Source organism: Flavobacterium sp. MMS24-S5 (genome assembly GCF_050320125.1).
GTDB classification, from domain to species: Bacteria; Bacteroidota; Bacteroidia; order Flavobacteriales; family Flavobacteriaceae; genus Flavobacterium; species Flavobacterium tyrosinilyticum.
Map to the genome: position 1 here is coordinate 4,701,378 of NZ_CP190016.1, position 18,498 is coordinate 4,719,875.

Sequence of the window (18,498 nt, forward strand, 5' to 3'; positions counted from 1 at the left end):
TTTTTAGGTTCAAAGGTGCAGAGTAACAAAGTGACAAAGGTTTTTCTGTAGAGGCGCACTTCGGTGCGTCTCACATTCCTTAAAAAAATCTCGCAAAGTCGCAGAGGCGCAAAGTAATTAAACCATATAAGTTATATAAGTTCATTTTAGGCAAAGCTTAAATTATCTTATATAACTTATATGGTAAAGAGAATAAAACTTTGCGTCTCTGCGACTTTGCGAGATTAAAAATAAAAACTTCGAGTCTTCGCGCCTTAGTGGCAAAAAAACTCGATTAAAAATTCAATACTCCAAAAAGACATTCAGTAGAAAAATGAAGCCTTACATTTTCCTTTTCTTCATTTTCAATAAGCAATACATCATAAGGTTCTACATGATACGGCTTTTCATTGATTGTAATAAACGCTGTATGTAAAGAAAATACAATTACTACGCCAGCATTACAATTCTGATTACTATTGACTACTTCCAGTTTATGATGGGATATTTTTTCAGAAATCATCCAATTAAAATCAGTGCCTTTTGTATAAGAAGTCACATTATCATCGGAGTTAAATTCCATGATTTCATATTTCTTGTATGCTTTCTTTTCTTTGTTTACCTCAACATTTAAGACATTATCGAGCATAACCAGATATCGATAATAGCCCTTAAATTTGGTAAACTCTGAAGGCACTTCCTCTATTGTAGCACTGCTTATTCTAAAACCAAAATCTCTATCGGCATAAATAGCAGTTTTCGGATATATTAGATATTCATATATCAATCCGCCGCTCCAAATAGAGGGTTTAGTATTTTTTTTAGAGAAATGCTGTACGTTCATTTATTGAATATTTTAAAAATTTTATTCTCTTTTTTTTGTCCTCCTGAGCGAAGTCGAAGGATCATAAGTAGCTCGACAAAGAAAAAAACTTTACTGAATAGCTTGGCGATCCTTCGACTTCTCTCAGGAAGACAAACCGTATAGAAGCTTTATAAAAAAAAACTTTGCGACTCTGCGGCTTTGCGAGATTAAAAAAACTTCGTGTCTTAGCGCCTTTGTGGCTAAACAAAAACTTAAATACTTTTCTCCAAATAAATAAACTCCAAAGGTTCAGCAGAAACTGTAGTATGAATTTCACTTTCAGGGAAAGCTTCACGTTTTCCAGTATCCACATAACCATGACGTTTGTACCACGCCACAAGCTCCTCACGAACCGAAATAACCGTCATAATAATACTCGATAATCCCAAAGATTTTGCATGATTTTCGGCTTCTGCCAAAAGTTTTTTTCCGATTCCACTGTTTTGAAGTTCTGGCGAAACGGTCAACATTCCTAAATACAATTGATGTCCTTTTTCTACCAACAAAACCGAACCGATAATTTTATCATTCTCTGTAAATTTCAGAATCGTATTTTTTGGATCCAGAAATATTTCGGTCATTTCTTGTTCGTCGGTTCTTTTTCCTTCTAGTAAATGCGCTTCGGTTGTCCAGCCTTTTTTTGAGGTTTCGCCTCTGTAAGCTGAGTTTATTAAGATGGTTAATGCTGGAATGTCTTGGAATGTAGCTTGGGTAATCATGATAATATTATGATATATTTTTTTTAAGTTTTTGAATTTAAATTTTGCTTTAGCAAAAGATAAAATTGAATTGCCTCCAGCTTTAGCTGGAGAAACAAAGTTATAGTAGAAAAGGGCTTTAGCCTAATCTTTTGAGTTTTTGGCTAAAGCCTTTTATTCTGCCAAACAATACCTCCAACTAAAGCTGGAGGCAATTGATTTCAATATTGTGCGCATTTGATAACGTGAGAGAACTAATTATTTTTCTGTGATTCAATCAAATCTAAACGATTTTTGATTCGTTCAATAATATCTAAATCATTGTCGCCATGAATATCTCTTATATTATAATTCGGATTTCTTGGGTCAGTAGTTTTCTGAAATTCATTAATATTAAGATTGAACAATGCCTGTCCAAATCTCTGACTTGGATTCTTTTCTAAATAAGATTCTATTAACTCAAGGATAAGTTTATGCTCTGGTTTCATCTGAACTATTTTTACTTAAATCTTCTAAAAATTGTATTGGATCATTTAAAAATCTTGTAGCATTTGAGGCTTTAATGCTTTTGAAAATATCCTCTAAATTTGGTTGAAAAATTTCTCCCTTTAAGTCAATTAAAATGAAGTGATTTTTTTTGCAAAGATTTAAAATAGATTGCAAAACGTCAGTAATATTGGAAGCTTTTCTTAAATCAATTCGAAATTGAAAGCTTTCAATTTTCGATTTATCATCGCTTAAACAAATACAGGCATCATTATCTTCATCCTTATTTCCATTTCCTTTCCAGCTTAAACAAGTTTCATTTCCCCAATCAGCTTTAGGGATAATTTGATCAAGTTCAGAAATGATTGAAGAAATGTCACCATCAAAATTTTTCCAAAAAACATCAGTCTCTGGTAAATATTCTGTTTTGTTATTTTTAAAAATACATTCGTAATTACTATCAATAGAATCTTCAGGAACTACGATTAAAAGATATTGCCAAACTGCCATTTTACGATAAGATTAATAATTGATAATTACTCTCGAGGCTAATATAGAAAATATGAAAATAGTATCTTACAAAAACAGCTTTGTTTTTTACAGAAACTGATTTTCGTTTAAGAATTTTAAATATCTTTGAATTATGAGTACAGCAATAAAACCAAAACATATCGGCAGAAATATAAGCCGTATCAGAGAGCTTAAAGATATGAAACAGGAAGCACTGGCACAGGCTATAGGAACAAATCAGCAGACGATTTCGGCTATTGAAAACAGCGAAACGGTTGACGAACAAAAACTAATTGAGATAGCAAAAGCTCTTGAAGTTTCTGTTGAAGCAATTAAGAACTTTTCGGATGAAGGTGTTATTAATTACTTTAATAGTTTCAATAATAATGTTGTTACAACAGGCAGTATTTTTGCAACAAATTGTACTTTTAATCCTTTAGATAAAGTAGTTGAACTTTACGAACGTTTGGTGCAAGCTGAAAAAGATAAAGTGGAGTATTTGGAGAAATTATTGAACGGGAAATAACCGTTTTCTAAGATGTATTATTAGATTGAGAAGAGACCTTTGATGAGGTCTCTTTTTATTTGTGTTAACGAGAAGTACGATTGCACACTGGCGATATTTATTTTTTAATTAAAGTTCCTTCGCTTTCGGTTTGTTGTAATTGGTTTGTATACGTTTTTCGAAATGATAGTTTTTTTTCTTTTGAAGTTATTTCAAAAACTGTCGAATCCTAGATTTTTATATCTATTAAACAGGGTTGCAACAAGCGAGTCACCAGTATTATTAATTTCTTCAATATCATCACTTGTTTTTCTCAAAATTATGTCGTTACAAACAATTAAAGTTTTTTCGGAGCTTAACATGAAAGTTTTGAATTTTCCTTTTCCAATTGTTCCACTAACCATTTTCTTAGAATAATTATGACTTTTCATATCAAATGTATATATGCCTTCATTTATGGAATCGGTTTGATATTTTCTACCAGTCAAGATTGATTCAGATTTGCAACTAATTAAGCTTGAAAGTAGTAGAAGTAAAATATATTTATTCATCAATTGAGAATTTGTTTCTTGAATTTCTTTGTGTTCATGAGTGGGAAATCATTATTTATTTTATCTTAAGTAACTCTATTTCTTCTTGCAAAAAAAATGAACTCGATATTTCCAGATTATAAATATTCAAATGCATATTAAATAATTGTTTTTTTGTTTTAGGTGAAGAGTTGTTTGATTTTGCAACTTTTAGTATATCTAATAGAGTTGCTTTTTTATCTTTTATGATTTCTATTATAGTGTTCCAAGAATAGATATCAATAATAAAAACATTTTCAGGTGGTAAAAATTTATAATCCTTCGAATTTGAAAATTTATCTTTGCCAATTTCAAATAACTCATCAAAACTACTCCAGAAAAGCTCTTTGTAAGTTAAAATTATTCCCCAGTTTTCCGTATCTGGGCTCATTGATTTTGCAACATTTAAAAATTGTTTAAAATAAGCTTTAAGTATAGAATCTTTTAGAGAATTGTAGAGAAGTTCATCTGTTGGGTTTATTGAAGTGTATGCTTGGATTTCTATAGCTTTGCATTCTATGAAAATATTATACGGGTCAACATAGAAATCGACTAAATTTGAGTTTTTTGGTAAAAGCTTTTTTATGCTATTTTCATCTTTAAAATTATACTTTATTTCAGTTAATGAACTTCCAATATATCTTTCAAAACGATATCCAAATTCAGTCGTAAAATCACTATCGTTTGATTTCATAAAATCATAAATGTAATAATTAGCAAAATGATTGTAAACAGATTTATGGATGACTTTTATTTGATTATTGAAAAATTGAAAAGGATAAATAGTAAAAAAGGTAGTCTCTAAGGATTGAAGATCTTCTAAGATAATTCGTCTTTTATATTTTTCAATACTTTCAATTGTTGTTGTGGGATTTAATATTAATAGATTTAAAAAACTGTTTACTTTATTTAAATTAGTCATTTGAATTAAAACGTCAATGAATTCTTTTGTTAAGTGACCTTCATACTTAAACGTATTTGACGTATTATCAACATTTACATATAGCCATGTAATTTGTTGTAAATAAAGAAAATCAAAAATTGATAAACCAGTTTTTTCCAAAAATGATTTTTCAATATCATATTTACCTTTTAAAGAACTGTAAAGTTTTAATTGTGTAGCGAAGACTTGTAGGCTTACATTTTTTTGAAGATAAAATTGTTGAGAAGCTAAAATATAAAAACCTCTATGGATATTTGTTTTTAAAAAATTTGATACATGATCATTGTTTAATTCAAACGTTAAGTTTAAAAGTTTTAAGAAGTTTTCATTATTTAGTTTTTTTAGATTTATATTATATCCACCATGTAAATACGACCATTTCATTAAAGTAAAAATAGGCCAGATTGGGAATGATCTTTCGTTCTGAAGTTGAATGTAATTATAACAAAAGTCTAATAAATCATTAGTTTCATATTGTCTTATTTTATTTCTTATATAATTAAAATTCAAACTCATGATTATAGATAAATTTTATTTTTTCCTAAAAAAGTAATTCTAAAATATGAAGTTTATTCTATTTTGTCATATATAGAATCTGTTAAATAATAAATCATATCAAGCTCAAATAAAGTGATTAAAGATATTGCTTGATTAATTGAGTTCAAAAAACTAATTATATGTGAGGGTAATTCTTCATTATCTGTTTTTAAATAATGATTTTCTAAAATTTCGTCACCTACAAATGGAACGCTCATGTTTTCGGTTCCTTTGACTGTTTTGTAATTTATAATTCCATCGCTAAGACTCAATATCAAATTATGTTTATGTTGCTTTTTAGTCGCTCCATAGTCGATTTTAGATACATCAAAATCAAAATTAAATTTATGACAGATTAATACCGAATATACATTATCAAAAGGATTTATTTCAGGCATATATTTATATCCTTCAAATTTAGAATTATATGAATGATTGGATATTACTCCATCTCTTATTTTTTTTACTTTTGATAGCTTTAATAAATAATTGTTTAATTGACTTATTGACTTAATATCAGATTTGATTTCACCGATTAAAACAATAGTTTCTACAGGAAAAAATCTTTGATTTTCGACTGTTTCAATCTTTGGAGTTTTGTCTTTGTCATATATTATTAAGTCACATTGAGTACTGATTTCACCTTTTGAATTAATTAAAAATCCTGAACTAATTCCAAATTTTTCAGGAATGAATAATCTTAACCACCTTTTAACTAATTCTTCTCTGTAAAATCCATATTCGCCGCTATGTATTAGCTTATTTTTTTCATCATCCCAAAAAACATTTTTTGACTCTTTGAATGAGTTTATGAAACTTTTAAAATTTTGTATTGTAAGGTTTTTAATTATTGGATTCATTTGGTTAATTTGCTTATGACTATTATATAGACAAAACAAAACCTTCGTATGTAAATTTAAATTCGGATATATATGAAGGTCAGTCTCGTTTTCTTGCTCTTCAAATATATGTTTTTTATAGTGTATTTATAAGCTTAATGTAGAACATTGTTTTTGTTTTTTGAAACAAAATAGATCTAAGAATAGTTTAGACAAAGGATTGACTCAAAAAACAAAGCGGCTGAAATTAATTTCAGCCGCTTTTTAATATTTTGTTATAAAAACTACCCCAAGAAACTCTTCAATTCCTCATAAGTCCCAATCTTCACACTAACTTTCTCCTCATTAATAACACTCTCAATTTGAGCAGGAATAGGAAGTGTAATTCCTAGCGCCGGTTCCACCACATCTAAGAATTTAATCGGATGCGCGGTTTCTAAGAAAATACCAATCGCGTTCGGGTGTTTTTCTAGTTCTTTTTTCAAACCTAAATAACCAACAGCGCCGTGAGGTTCTGCGATATAACCGTCTGTATTGTAGATTTTCTTTAGCGCTTCAAGCGTTTCTTCATCAGTATAACTATAAGAAGAGAAGTCTTTTTCGAAAGCTTTTAAATCATTATTGTATAATTCCTGAATTCTAATAAAGTTGCTTGGGTTTCCAACGTCCATGGCGTTAGAGATTGTTGCTTTAGAAGGTTTCGGGTCGTATTTTCCGTTTTCTAAGAATCTTGGCACGGTGTCGTTTACGTTTGTAGACGCAACAAAATGTTCAATTGGCAAACCTAATTTTTTTGCCATAATTCCCGCGCAGATATTCCCGAAGTTTCCACTTGGGCAAGAGAAAACTAAAGGTTTGTTTTGGCTTTTCAACGCTTTGTAAGCAAAGAAGAAATAGAACATTTGCGGTAGCCAGCGTGCAATATTAATCGAGTTCGCCGAAGTCAGGTTTTTATGCGCTAGAGTTTCATCTAAAAACGCTTTTTTCACCATATCCTGACAATCGTCAAAAACACCGTCAACTTCAAGCGCTTTAATGTTTTGCCCTAAAGTAGTCAATTGTTTTTCCTGAATATCGCTCACTTTTCCTGACGGATATAAAATGACAACATCAACGCCGTCAACGCCTAAAAATCCGCTGGCAACGGCTCCGCCTGTATCTCCAGAAGTTGCTACTAAAACCGTGTTTTTAGCGTCTTTTTTGTCTTTGTTGAAATATCCCAGACAACGTGACATAAAACGCGCTCCAACGTCTTTAAAAGCCATTGTCGGCCCATGAAATAATTCTAACGAATAGATTCCGTTTTCGACTTTCACAACAGGGAAATCAAAAACTAAAGTTTCGGCAATGATTTCTTTTAGTTTTTCTGCTGGTATTTCGTCGCCAACAAATTGTTTAATGGCTTCAAAAGCGATTTCTTCGTGGCTTAAACTTTCGATTTTATCAAAAAAAGAAGGATCAAGCGGTGTAATGCTTTCTGGGAAATATAATCCTTTGTCAGTTGCTAATCCTTGTATAACAGCTTCTTGAAAAGAAACTTTTGGGGCATTATGGTTTAAACTGTAGTATTTCATTTCTAAATTTTAGATTTTAGATTTTAGATTTTAGATTTTTTGGAGAGTAAATTCCAATGCTAAAATTCCAAATTCCAATGGTTGTGTTTTTTATTTAACCGCAAAGAGCGCAAGGAATTGGTTTCTTTTGAAAACGCAGAGATCGCAAAGCTTTGTGGTAATATTTTTTTATTTCAATATTTTATGTTTTCAATTGTGTGTTGCTTTTGTCAGGCTGAGCCCTTCGTTCCTCAGGATAAACTCCGTCGAAGCCCCGCAAAGTATGCACATAAAGTAAATCCTCAACGTTTGTCATTTCGACGTAAGGAGAAATCTTCGCAAGTAACTCCGCAACGTTGATCCAATCTTTCTCGAGCTTCTTGCGAAGATTTCTCGTTCCTCGAAATGACAAACTGGACGCGCTATACTTTGTCGCTCACTTTGCGGGGCTTCGACTTCGCTCAGCCTGACAAACTTTGTCTTAATACTTAATACTTAATTCTTAGTACTTAATACTCTTCTACAAAATTCTTACACCATCAGGATTAATCTTCGAAACATGAATTTCATACGGTAAATTCATTTTTTCGTAAACGTCGCTCATGGCTTTTGCGATTTGGTCGGCGGTTTCTTTTCCTCGGCTTAAAGCGAAAATTGACGGGCCAGAACCTGAAATTCCAGAACCTAAAGCGCCGTTTTCGTAAGCGGTTTGTTTGATTTGATCAAAACCTGGAATTAAAACACTTCGTAAAGGCTCCACGATTTCGTCGTGAAGCGAACGACCGATTAATTCGTAATCTTTGGTGTAAAGACCTGCTACTAATCCGCCTACATTTCCCCATTGCATAATGGCGCTTTTTAGGGAAACGTTTTGTTTTAAAACCGAACGGGCGTCAGATGTTTTTAACTCAATTTGCGGGTGAACAACCGTTGCGTACAATTCCTCTGGACTGTCAATTCTGATAATATCAAGCGGAGCGTAACTTCTTACCAAAGTAAATCCGCCTAAAAGGGCAGGAGCAACGTTGTCGGCGTGAGCGTTTCCGCTGGCTAATTTCTCGCCCTGCATGGCAAACTGAACTAAATCTTTACGAGAATACGGTCTTCCTAATAATTCATTAATTCCGAAAACCGCTCCAGCAGAACTTGCAGCACTGCTTCCGATTCCGCTTCCGGCTTTTATGTTTTTATAAATTTCGATTTCGAATCCAAAATCCAGTTCGTCCAAAGTTTCAAGCATTGCCAAAGCTGCGACTCCAGAAACGTTTTTCTCGGTTTCCAAAGGCAAATCGGCACCGACAATTTTAGTGATTCGAACTCCTTTTTGATCGACTTTTCGAACAATCATTTCATCGCCCGCATTGTCTAAGCAAAGTCCGAGTACGTCAAATCCGCATGAGAGGTTGGCAATTGTAGCGGGACAGAATAATTTTATTTCCATTTTTTTTGGTTTTTGCCACGAAGGCACAAAGTCACAAAGTTTATTTTTATAGTTTCTGAGATGCTAAGTTTCCAAGATGCTAAGTATAAAAAAAACTTAGAAGCTTAGCGTCTTAGTGCCTTAGCGGCTAAACATTCCCAATACGAATAACGTCGGCAAAAATTCCTGATGCTGTTACTGCTGCTCCGGCACCGGCTCCTTTGATCAATAAAGGCTGATCTACGTAACGATCTGTGTAGAACAATACGATATTGTCTTTTCCTTCTAGGTTGTAGAAAGGATGATCTTTTGGAATGAATTGCAGACCTACGCTTGCTTTTCCGTTTTCGAATTGTGCTACGTATTTCAATCTTGAATCTTTGGCTAAAGCTTCTTTATAAATGTTTTCAAAATGAGCAGCGTGTTTGATTAACGATGCAAAAAAGTCTTCGTTGTTTGTTGTCGCTAAACATTCTGCAGGCAGGAACGATTCGTTTGCAATGGCATCAATATCCATTTCGTAACCGCTTTCGCGAATTAAGATTAAGATTTTACGCGCTACGTCGATTCCGCTTAAGTCAATTTTTGGATCTGGTTCTGTGAAACCTTGAACTCCAGCTTCTTTTACCACATCGTGGAAAGAATTTTTCTCATCAAAATTGTTGAAAATAAAGTTCAAACTTCCAGATAAAACGGCCTGAATTTTATGCACTTTATCTCCAGATGCAATAAGGTTTTTTACGGTATCGATAATTGGTAATCCCGCACCAACATTTGTTTCAAACAAGAAAGGAGCGTTGTATTGGCGAGATAAGCTTTTTAATTTTTTATAGTTGTCGTAAGCAGAAGAACAAGCAATTTTATTACAAGTTACAACGGCAATACTTTCTTTTAAGAATTTCTCGTAAGCTTCAGAAACGGTTGCATTTGCTGTAATATCGACAAAAATACTGTTACGTAAATTCAGTTCTTTGGCTTTTTTGATGAATTCTTCAATGCTTGCTGGTTGACCTTCGCTTAAAGCGGCATCCCAATTTTTTAATGAAATTCCGTCTTCATCAAAAATCATTTTTCTTGAATTTGATAAAGCAATTACGCGAACGTTGATCTTTAAATTATCTTTTAAAAACTTTCTTTGGTTGTGAATCTGCTCAATGAATTTTTCTCCCACATTTCCAACTCCCATTACGAATAAGTTGAGCTGTTTGGTGTTTTCTTCAAAGAAATTCTCGTGCAAAGTATTCAATGCTTTTTTAACGTCTCTTTCATTAATTACAGTCGAAATATTTCTTTCAGAAGCACCTTGCGCGATTGCACGAATGTTTACGTTGTTTTTTCCTAAAGTAGAAAACATTCTTCCGCTTAAACCTTGGTGATTTTTCATGTTTTCACCCACCAAAGCAATAATGCAAAGATCTTTTTCTACATAGCAAGGATCGATTTTGTTCTGCGAAATTTCGATTTCAAAAGCTCTATTAATTGCAGCTTCGGCATTATCAGCATCCGAATTCAAGATTCCGATACAAATTGAATGCTCAGAAGAAGCTTGCGTAATAAAAATAACGTTGATTTTTTCTTGAGATAATACTTCAAACAAACGTCTAGAAGAACCTGCAACTCCAATCATTCCTGGGCCTTCAAGTGTTAAAAGTGAAATATGATCGATATGGCTGATTCCTTTAACTACAGTGTCTTTAGATTGAACCTGACTAGAAATTAAAGTTCCTTCGGCTTCTGGCTCAAAAGTATTTTTGATTAAAATAGGAATGTTTTTTCTTAAAACAGGCTGAATGGTTGGCGGATACAACACTTTTGCACCAAAATGCGATAATTCCATCGCTTCTTGATACGAAATGTTTGCAATTGGCTGTGCTTGTTTTACAATTTTCGGGTTTGCAGTAAACATTCCGTTTACATCAGTCCAGATTTCCAGTTGTTCAGCATCGATTGCACCAGCGATAATGGCTGCAGTATAATCAGATCCGCCACGTCCTAAAGTCGAAGTGATTCCGTCTAAAGTCTGCGCAATAAATCCTGGAAGTATATTGATTTTTGATTTATTCGAAGCGAAATATTCCTGAATTAACTGATTCGAAACTTCAAAGTTTACCACAGCTTTTCCGAAGTTACTATCCGTTTTAATCAATTCACGGCTATCTTTGTAAACCGCATCTTTTTCAGTTTGCTGAAATGCCTGAGCAATAATAAAGGAAGAAAGTAATTCACCAAAACTTAAAATGGTATCGGCAGTTCTTGGAGATAATTCACCCAATAAGAAACATCCGTCTAATAAAGTTTCTAAATGGTTTATGATTCTTTTTACATGGCTCAACAAACTACTTTGTTCGCTTACCGGAATCAATTCTTTTAATGTATCAAGGTGTTTTTTCTCGATTTCGGCAACCACTTCTCTAAAGCTTTCGTCGTTTGCTGCTGCTTTTGCCGCCGCCAATTGCAGTAAATCTGTCACTTTGCTCAGGGCAGAAACTACAACGACTAATTGGTCTTGCTTTGCTTTTTGGTTAACAATTTCGAGAACGAGTTTTATATTTTGAGCATTGGCAACCGAAGTTCCGCCAAATTTTAATACTTTCATTTTGTTTGATATTTTTTAATAAGGTGCAAAGATTTTGAGTGACAAAGGTTCAAAGGTTATCAACTGTGAACTGAAACTGAAAACTGCGACTATTTTTTTTGTAAATGTTTTTTATGTATCCAATAACTCTCTTCTTTCAAGAAAAAAGTATAGGTAACCTAGGATGATATGTAAAAATGTATACCCCTAAGGGGTAGTAATTGTTGTAGTAGAAATAATGGTAGCAGCAATTGCAACTCTTGTTTGAGCTGTAATAATTGTAGATTGATATTTTATGCTGTTACTTTTCATTTTTGATTTTTCAAAAGTACAGCTTTTTATAAGAGTTAAAAAGTTAAAAGGCTTTTTTACGAATATTTTAATAATTCAAATCTCTATAAATCAATATTGAGTATTTGTTAAAATTGCTGATGTTAAATTGATGTTTTAATATATTTCGCACAGCGTTTTTTGGAGATTTAACCCGCGCAAGAGATTGATGTTTAGCCCAAAAAGGCATGAAAAATGGGTGAAAATGAAATTTTCTGGTTCGAAAAGCAATTAAATGTATGTTAAGAGTTTTTATAGAAATTTTAATTATTGTGATAAAATGTTGCTTTTTAATATTGATTTGTTGAATTTTGGTGTTTAAAATTTAAAATCATCATGAGAGAGATCCATTATATAAGTTCAGAAACCATTACTTTAGAAACATTACAAGAAATTTTAAGTCAGAATAAAAAACTTGAATTATCTGAAGAAGCTAAAGTAAATGTTCAGAAATGCCGTGATTATTTAGACAAGAAAATGGCATCGCATACGGCGCCAATTTACGGAATCAATACAGGTTTTGGATCTTTATATAGTGTGAAAATCTCCAATGAAAACTTATCTAAACTTCAAGAAAACTTAGTAAAATCGCACGCCTGCGGAACAGGAGAGGAAGTTCCTGCAGAGATTGTGAAAATGATGCTTTTACTGAAAATCCAATCATTAAGTTATGGACATTCTGGAATTCAGCTAGTAACTTTAGAGCGTTTGGTTGATTTTTATAACAATGATATTCTGCCTATTATTTATACGCAAGGTTCGCTTGGGGCTTCTGGAGATTTAGCTCCTCTGGCGCATTTGTCTTTGCCTTTAATTGGAGAAGGAATTGTTTTGTTTGAAGGAAAAAAAGTGGCTTCTGCTGAAGTTTTAAAGCATTTTAACTGGGGACCTATTGTTTTGCAGTCAAAAGAAGGTTTGGCTTTACTGAACGGAACGCAGTTTATGAGTGCTTACGGAGCGCATATTTTAATTAAAGCGTATAAATATTCGTATTTGGCAGATTTAATCGGAACGATTTCTTTGGAAGGTTTTGATGGAAGAATTGAACCATTTAACGAATTGATACATTATATACGCCCACACAAAGGACAAATCGTAACGGCACAAAGAATTACAGAATTTTTGGACGGAAGCGAAATCATTACTCAAGAGAAGAAACACGTTCAAGATCCTTATTCTTTCCGTTGTATGCCACAGGTTCACGGAGCTTCAAAAGATGCGATTGATTATGTTCGAAAAGTATTCAAAACAGAAATCAACTCGGTTACCGATAATCCAAATATATTTATAGAAGCCGATCAGATTATTTCTGGCGGAAATTTCCACGGACAGCCTTTAGCATTAGCTTTAGATTTTATGGCAATTGCTTTGGCCGAATTAGGAAGTATTTCTGAAAGAAGAACTTATCAGTTAATTTCAGGATTGCGTAATCTTCCAGCATTTTTGGTAGATAATCCAGGATTAAATTCAGGTTTCATGATTCCGCAATATACGGCTGCAAGTATTGCCAGTCAGAACAAACAATTGGCAACTCCAGCGAGTATTGACAGTATTGTTTCAAGCAACGGTCAGGAAGATCACGTGAGTATGGGAGCAAATGGAGCAACAAAAGCCTTACGTGTTTTAGATAATTTAGAGCGCATTTTGGCAATTGAATTATTAAATGCTTCTCAGGCCATTGCGTACAGAGAGCCTCTAAAATCAAGTGATTTTATCGAAATGTTCTTAAATAGTTACAGAGAAGTGGTGCCTTTGGTGAAAGAAGACAGGATCTTACATAATGACATAGAAAACACAGTGTTATTCCTTGAGAGTTTTCAAATTGAAAACGATTTGTTAACAATGGCTTAACACTGAAACGTGTTATTGAAGGTAATTTTGCACTATCAAAAATAAAACAATGTCAATAAACAGTATTTTCCAATTTTTAGTGCCGAAAGACAAAAAATTCTTTCCACTTTTTGAAGAGGCTTCTAGCAATTTAATTGAATTAGCTTCTAACTTACACGAAGCTGTAAATTTACCATTAAAAGAAAGAGAAATTCTTTTTCAAAAGATTGACGAATTAGAACAAAAAGGAGAAGACATTACACGTCAGACTAACCTTGAGTTAAGCAGAAACTTTATTACTCCATTTGATAGAGAAGACATTCACACGTTAATTACTTCAATTGACAACGTTGCCGATTACCTTCATGGTGCATCTAGCCGTATGAGATTGTATCAAGTTGATAAGATTACAAAATCTATCAGAAAGATGACAGAAATCAACCTTGAAGCTTGTCAAAACATTGACAGTGCGGTAAAAGAGTTGAGAAACTTACAAAATTTTAAAGTTATTAAAGACGCTTGTGCTAGAATCAATAAACTAGAAAACAAGTCTGATAACGTATATAACAAAGCAGTTTTTGAAATTTTTGAAAACGAAACAGACGCTAAAAATATCATTAAATATAAAGAGGTGTTATCTGTTTTAGAATCAGCAACAGACAAATGTAAGAGTGTTGCGAACATACTAGAATCTATTTCTGTAAAACATTCTTAATTCAATTTTTCAATCTGAAGTTATAATTTTATGACGCTACTTATATTAATTATAGTATTAGCCTTAATTTTTGATTACATCAATGGTTTTCATGATGCGGCAAATGCTATAGCGACTGTTGTTGCAACAAAGGTTTTGACACCTTTTCAGGCGGTTGTCTGGGCAGCATTTTTTAACTTTCTGGCTTATTGGGTTTTTGGATTTGGTGTTGCGGATACTGTTGCTAAAACAGCGCACACAATGGAAATTAACCTTGTGGTTATCCTAGCCGGAGTAATTGCAGCAATCTGTTGGAATTTATTGACTTGGTGGTTAGGAATCCCTTCAAGTTCTTCGCATACCTTAATTGGAGGTTTCGCAGGAGCAGCTGTAGCGCACGCTATTGCAGTTCATGGTTTCTCTGGTTATGTTGGAGAAGACGGAGCAACTCACTACTGGTATGAAATTGTAAGCTGGTATAAGGCTGGTAAAGATGGTGGAATGCCCTCGGGAGTCCTCATTATTATTGCTTTTATTGTCTTAGCACCGCTTTTAGGAGTTATTGCATCTTACTTAATTTCGATTTGGCTGTTAAATGCTTCACGTAAAAGTATTGGCTAAAAATCTTTACTGTGGCTTTAATGCTTGCAACTATTTGGTTTGTTTACGTTCAAATGGTTTCTTATGAAGAGATTTTAGAGCATGGAAAACCTCGTTTCGAATCTCATTTCTGGAGCGTTGTATTCGATTCTCATAATATTAAATGGTTCTTAGTAGCCTTCATTATCTTAACAGTAAGCGCATTCTGTTTAATATTCAGCAGTTTGAATCTTCATCAAGCAGATGCTGCTTTAAAGAAAATGCAGTTATTATCTTCTGCGGCATTTAGTTTAGGTCACGGAGGAAACGATTCTCAAAAAGTAATGGGTATTATTGCTGCTGCTGTAGCGGTTTATATCAATACTAATCCTGGAGTTCATATGGATGCTTGGTTAGATGTTGTGCTTCCAAATGACGATGCAGGTATTAAAGGTGTAATGCCGAGCTGGATTCCTCTTGCGTGTTATTCTGCCATTGCAGCAGGAACTTTGAGTGGTGGATGGAAAATTGTGAAAACAATGGGTTCTAAAATTACTAAAGTAAGTTCGTTTGAAGGTGTTGCTGCTGAAACTGCAGGTGCTTTGACACTTTACTTTACAGAACACTTAAAAATCCCAGTAAGTACAACGCATACCATTACAGGATTTATTATTGGTGTTGGATTAACAAAACGTGTTTCTGCCGTTAGATGGGGAGTTACAGTAAGTTTAATCTGGGCTTGGATCTTAACTATTCCAATTTCAGCTCTATTAGCTGGTTTGGTTTACTTTATTCTAAGTGTATTTATTTAGTAAATGATTATTGTAAAATGTGAGATGTAAATTGCATTTTATCTAAATATTTAAAAGGCCGATTTCAAATTTGAAATCGGCTTTTTTATTGGATTAGAATTAATTAAAAAAAATGTCTTCAAATAACATTTTTTTAATTTTTACTAGCCATTGTTAGTATTCTATAGATTGATATTTGCGCAATTATTCAAGGTATGTTTCATTAGAAAAAGTTATTGAAACAGCTCTGAACAACAGCAAATTTCAAAAGGAATGTTCAGTATAAAAAATATTATAAGTTCAAGATTCTATATCTTAATTTTTGTTTTTTCATTGTATTCTTGCCAAGAACAGGATATAAGAAGAATTCGTTTGCAAGTAGATCAAAAGAAGGTAACGAGTAGTCCAAATGAAGAGTCAGATTTAATTTCATGTTTCATTAAAGAATCAATTGGAAGGTCTTTAAAAGGGATAGATACAGGCAAGCTAAAATATTATTCAGTAGAAAGAAATGATACAATCTTGGTAATAGTAAAAGTTACTGATATGGTAGGGATTGAAAAAGCTTCAAGGAGAAAATTGTTATTTGCAATTAACCATTGTATTTTAACATCCGAAAGGTATAATATGAAAAAGATTTATATTGATGTTGAAGGAAACTTTACCACTCTTTTAGTGAAAACACCTTCAAAATATGATCTTGATGGGAAATTTGCAAATGAAGATTTACTTCTATCTTTTTATGGAAAGTCAAAAAGTTCATTTAAAAAGAAAAGATAATTTTTTTTGCGATTAAAATTTTTGAAGGTTTTTATGATTATGCTTACGTTTGTAATGTGTCTGTTTAAGCTGTTTTTGATCTTTAGAAATGATGCTTATGGTACCGTCAATCTCAAGCATAGCGAGTTTAATATCAGTTAAATGCTCTAAACCATGTTCGCGCGCGGCTTCTTTTAATTCTTCGTGCGAAACATCTAATCGGCTCAAGGTTTGAAAATCTAATATACCGTCATGAATTAATATTTCAGGTTTGTCGAGCAATAAGTCGCCAAGAGTTTTGAATCTCTTTGTTAGTTTTTTGATAGCAAAGTTTATGGTAAACAAAACTAAAGCTGCAACTAGACCTCCAATAAGACTGGTGTCAGGGCCAACCATTGCATTCTGAACGGAGTTACTGATTAATAAAATCAAAATAATGTCGGCAGTATTTAATTGCGAAAGTTCTTTTTTGCCAAAAACGCGAAGCGCAATGGTCATGAAGAAATATACGGCAACGCTTCGAATAACAATATCTAAATAAGGAAAATGCATGTTTTTTATTTTAAAGTTAAATAAAAAAGCTTTGCCAAAGTTTTAAACTTCGACAAAGCTGCTAAATTATTTATAGGGAATTAAGTTTGGATGAACTTAATTATAGTTTGAAATTCTTTTCAATCGCTCTAATCATTTCTCCAGCTACATCTTTGTTGGTTGCGCCTTCAATTCCTTCCAAACCTGGAGAAGAGTTTACTTCAAGTAATAATGGGCCTTTAGACGAACGAATAATATCGACACCGGCTACTTTTAAATCCATTGCTTTTGCGGCTTTTATGGCGATTTTTTTCTCTTCGGCAGTTACTTTGATTACAGATGCAGTTCCGCCAAGGTGAATATTAGCTCTAAACTCGCCTGGCATAGCTTCACGCTGAATTGCGGCAACTACTTTTCCGTCAATTACAAAGCAGCGAATATCTTTTCCGTTGGCTTCCTTGATAAATTCTTGAACCAAGATGTTGGCATTTAAACTTTTAAAAGCATTGATTACACTTTCTGCCGCTTTTTTAGTTTCAGCCAAAACAACGCCTTTTCCTTGTGTTCCTTCTAATAATTTCACAATTAGTGGCGAACCGCCAACCATTTTGATTAAGTTGTCTGTATCAAGCGGAGAATTGGCAAATCCAGTAGTTGGAATATCGATTCCGCTATTCAGTAATAATTGTAAAGAATATAGTTTATCTCGAGATTGCGTTATGGCTGTAGCCGAATTTAATACAAAGACTTTTAAAGCTTCAAATTGACGTGTCAAAGCACAGCCATAAAAAGTGATGCTAGGGCGAATTCTCGGAATAATAGCATCGAATTCGTTTAAGATTTTCCCGCCTCGGTAATGAATTTCAGGTTTTTTTGCATCCAATTTCATGTAGCATTCCTTGATATTTAAGAAATGCATTTCGTGCCCGCGCATTTCGCCAGCTTCCATAATTCTTTTATTGCTGTACAATTCTGGATTACTGGCTAAAAGACCAATTCGTAGGCCTGTAGTTGCTTTTTCTGAATTTTGATATAATTCTTTTAAAGATTCTGCTGTTGGCTGCCCTAAAAGATATTTTTGCTCAGGATCAACCAAAACCCTTCCGCTCATAGCTTCGCGTCCTAAAAGCATTCTAAAACCCATAGAATCGCGATTGGTCAAAGTCATTTCGATTGGCCATTTGGCGTCGCCAATTTTTAAGTTGGTTTGGATCACATAGCGATGCTCTCTAAATCCGCTCGAACTTTTTACAATTCGTTTATCAACCAAAGGCGCTTCACAATGAATAATGGTTTTGATATTATTCTGAATCGGGTTAATGTCGAATTTAACCCAATTGGCATCATTTTTTATAAAAGGAGCTATGTTTAAAGCGTGCATTGCCGAAGTTTTGGCACCAGAATCGACACGAGCCTTAATTGTCGGGATTCCAAGTTCTGGAAATGAGCACCATTCTTCGCTACCTAAAATGACTTTGTTTTGAAGCATATTTTGTTTTTTATTA

General features: G+C 33.3%; 18 protein-coding genes. 6 read left to right on the forward strand and 12 right to left on the reverse strand.

The genetic code is table 11. The features are described from left to right. Window positions 1-274 precede the first annotated feature (274 nt). The 4 genes from ACPWTF_RS21655 to ACPWTF_RS21670 form a co-directional block, all read right to left on the reverse strand. Window positions 275-823 (reverse strand): HutD family protein, encoded by a 549-nt coding sequence (locus ACPWTF_RS21655; protein WP_427873014.1) that lies wholly within the window; start codon window positions 821-823, stop codon window positions 275-277. A 233-nt stretch (window positions 824-1,056) separates the two neighbouring features. Then, on the reverse strand, window positions 1,057-1,563 hold the full coding sequence (locus ACPWTF_RS21660; protein WP_427873015.1) for a GNAT family N-acetyltransferase: 507 nt from the start codon (window positions 1,561-1,563) through the stop codon (window positions 1,057-1,059). Window positions 1,564-1,796: 233 nt separating this feature from the next. After that, a complete protein-coding gene (locus ACPWTF_RS21665; protein ID WP_427873017.1) occupies window positions 1,797-2,030 on the reverse strand; it encodes a hypothetical protein in 234 nt (77 codons plus the stop codon). Further along, the gene (locus ACPWTF_RS21670; protein ID WP_427873019.1) at window positions 2,014-2,538 is read right to left on the reverse strand and encodes a hypothetical protein; all 525 of its coding nucleotides are present in this window, start codon (window positions 2,536-2,538) and stop codon (window positions 2,014-2,016) included. The genes ACPWTF_RS21665 and ACPWTF_RS21670 overlap by 17 nt, the downstream gene beginning before the upstream one ends. 133 nt (window positions 2,539-2,671) lie before the next feature. On the opposite strand from ACPWTF_RS21670, the gene ACPWTF_RS21675 reads away from it, so the two are divergent. Continuing rightward, entirely contained in the window at window positions 2,672-3,064 is a 393-nt protein-coding gene (locus ACPWTF_RS21675; protein ID WP_427873021.1) for a helix-turn-helix domain-containing protein, read from the forward strand. 191 nt (window positions 3,065-3,255) lie between these two features. Here ACPWTF_RS21675 and ACPWTF_RS21680 read toward each other — a convergent pair whose 3' ends face one another. From ACPWTF_RS21680 to thrA, 6 genes are all read right to left on the reverse strand, one after another. Beyond that, window positions 3,256-3,594 carry a hypothetical protein gene (locus tag ACPWTF_RS21680; protein ID WP_427873023.1) on the reverse strand — a complete coding sequence of 113 codons (339 nt, stop codon included), beginning with the start codon at window positions 3,592-3,594 and terminating at the stop codon, window positions 3,256-3,258. Between the two features lie 55 nt (window positions 3,595-3,649). Next, entirely contained in the window at window positions 3,650-5,071 is a 1,422-nt protein-coding gene (locus tag ACPWTF_RS21685) for a hypothetical protein (protein ID WP_427873025.1), read from the reverse strand. Between the two features lie 53 nt (window positions 5,072-5,124). Beyond that, the gene (locus ACPWTF_RS21690) at window positions 5,125-5,952 is read right to left on the reverse strand and encodes a DUF6602 domain-containing protein (protein ID WP_427873027.1); all 828 of its coding nucleotides are present in this window, start codon (window positions 5,950-5,952) and stop codon (window positions 5,125-5,127) included. A 263-nt stretch (window positions 5,953-6,215) separates the two neighbouring features. Next, window positions 6,216-7,505 carry a threonine synthase gene (gene thrC / locus ACPWTF_RS21695; protein ID WP_073409768.1) on the reverse strand — a complete coding sequence of 430 codons (1,290 nt, stop codon included), beginning with the start codon at window positions 7,503-7,505 and terminating at the stop codon, window positions 6,216-6,218. A 499-nt stretch (window positions 7,506-8,004) separates the two neighbouring features. Beyond that, window positions 8,005-8,925, reverse strand: a complete 921-nt coding sequence (locus ACPWTF_RS21700) for a homoserine kinase (protein WP_198857192.1) — start codon at window positions 8,923-8,925, stop codon at window positions 8,005-8,007. Window positions 8,926-9,052: 127 nt separating this feature from the next. After that, window positions 9,053-11,500: a bifunctional aspartate kinase/homoserine dehydrogenase I gene (thrA, locus tag ACPWTF_RS21705; RefSeq protein ID WP_427873029.1), complete on the reverse strand. Its 2,448-nt coding sequence runs from the start codon at window positions 11,498-11,500 to the stop codon at window positions 9,053-9,055. A 645-nt stretch (window positions 11,501-12,145) separates the two neighbouring features. Here thrA and hutH point away from each other — a divergent pair. The 5 genes from hutH (at window position 12,146) to ACPWTF_RS21730 (ending at window position 16,483) form a co-directional block, all read left to right on the forward strand. Beyond that, the gene (gene hutH, locus ACPWTF_RS21710; protein WP_427873031.1) at window positions 12,146-13,660 is read left to right on the forward strand and encodes a histidine ammonia-lyase; all 1,515 of its coding nucleotides are present in this window, start codon (window positions 12,146-12,148) and stop codon (window positions 13,658-13,660) included. Window positions 13,661-13,709: 49 nt separating this feature from the next. Further along, on the forward strand, window positions 13,710-14,354 hold the full coding sequence (locus tag ACPWTF_RS21715; protein WP_008462731.1) for a DUF47 domain-containing protein: 645 nt from the start codon (window positions 13,710-13,712) through the stop codon (window positions 14,352-14,354). Between the two features lie 30 nt (window positions 14,355-14,384). Next, window positions 14,385-14,954, forward strand: coding sequence for an inorganic phosphate transporter (locus ACPWTF_RS21720; RefSeq protein WP_427873032.1), 570 nt, complete (start codon window positions 14,385-14,387; stop codon window positions 14,952-14,954). Between the two features lie 53 nt (window positions 14,955-15,007). After that, window positions 15,008-15,724: an inorganic phosphate transporter gene (locus ACPWTF_RS21725; RefSeq protein ID WP_427875777.1), complete on the forward strand. Its 717-nt coding sequence runs from the start codon at window positions 15,008-15,010 to the stop codon at window positions 15,722-15,724. 351 nt (window positions 15,725-16,075) lie between these two features. Then, a complete protein-coding gene (locus ACPWTF_RS21730) occupies window positions 16,076-16,483 on the forward strand; it encodes a hypothetical protein (RefSeq protein WP_427873034.1) in 408 nt (135 codons plus the stop codon). Window positions 16,484-16,495: 12 nt separating this feature from the next. On the opposite strand, the gene ACPWTF_RS21735 is transcribed toward ACPWTF_RS21730, so the two are convergent. Both ACPWTF_RS21735 and rimK read right to left on the reverse strand, forming a co-directional pair. Beyond that, complete coding sequence (locus tag ACPWTF_RS21735; RefSeq protein WP_427873036.1) at window positions 16,496-17,014, reverse strand: DUF421 domain-containing protein; 519 nt, start codon at window positions 17,012-17,014, stop codon at window positions 16,496-16,498. Window positions 17,015-17,114: 100 nt separating this feature from the next. Continuing rightward, window positions 17,115-18,482, reverse strand: a complete 1,368-nt coding sequence (rimK, locus tag ACPWTF_RS21740) for a 30S ribosomal protein S6--L-glutamate ligase (protein ID WP_095930862.1) — start codon at window positions 18,480-18,482, stop codon at window positions 17,115-17,117. Window positions 18,483-18,498: the final 16 nt, after the last annotated feature.